At 77.8% G+C, this 576-nt stretch carries 1 protein-coding gene; it reads left to right on the forward strand.

The window, feature by feature from the left end:
* On the forward strand, positions 1-576 hold a 576-nt coding region (locus tag FOE67_RS27915), incomplete at both ends, for an ATP-binding cassette domain-containing protein (RefSeq protein ID WP_182667577.1).

Genomic DNA, 576 nt, shown 5'->3' on the forward strand with positions numbered 1-576 from the left:
GGGTGGATCTGGAGTTGCCCGGTGGCTCGACGACGGCGGTGGTGGGACGGTCGGGGTCGGGGAAGTCGGTTCTGGCGGCCGTGGCGGGGGGCCTGGTGGTGCCGGACGGGGGCGAGGTGTTGCTGGACGGGGTGCCGGTGGCGGAGGTGGCGCCGGCGGTGTTGCGGCGCGAGGTGGGGTGGGCGTTCGAGCGGCCGGCGCTGGTGTCGGGAACCCTGGCGGACGCCATCGGGCTGGGGCCGTCCCCGCCGTCGCGGGAGCGGATCGTGGCGGCGGCCCGGTCGGCGTGCGCGGACGGCTTCCTGCGGGCGCTGCCCGAGGGGTACGACACGCCGTGCGCGGAGGCCCCGCTGTCCGGTGGGGAGGCCCAACGCATCGGGCTGGCGAGGGCGTTCGTCCATCGGGGGCGTCTGTTGGTGCTGGACGACGCGACCTCCGGCCTGGACGCCGTCACCGGGAACCGGGTGGAACGGGCGCTGGAGGAGGTCGGGCGGGGGCGGACCCGGCTGGTGGTGGCCCACCGGCCGCGCACCGCCGCCCGGGCGGACGGGGTGGTGTGGTTGGAGGACGGGCGGG

Source organism: Streptomyces calidiresistens, from assembly GCF_014141525.1.
GTDB classification, from domain to species: Bacteria; Actinomycetota; Actinomycetes; order Streptomycetales; family Streptomycetaceae; genus Streptomyces; species Streptomyces calidiresistens.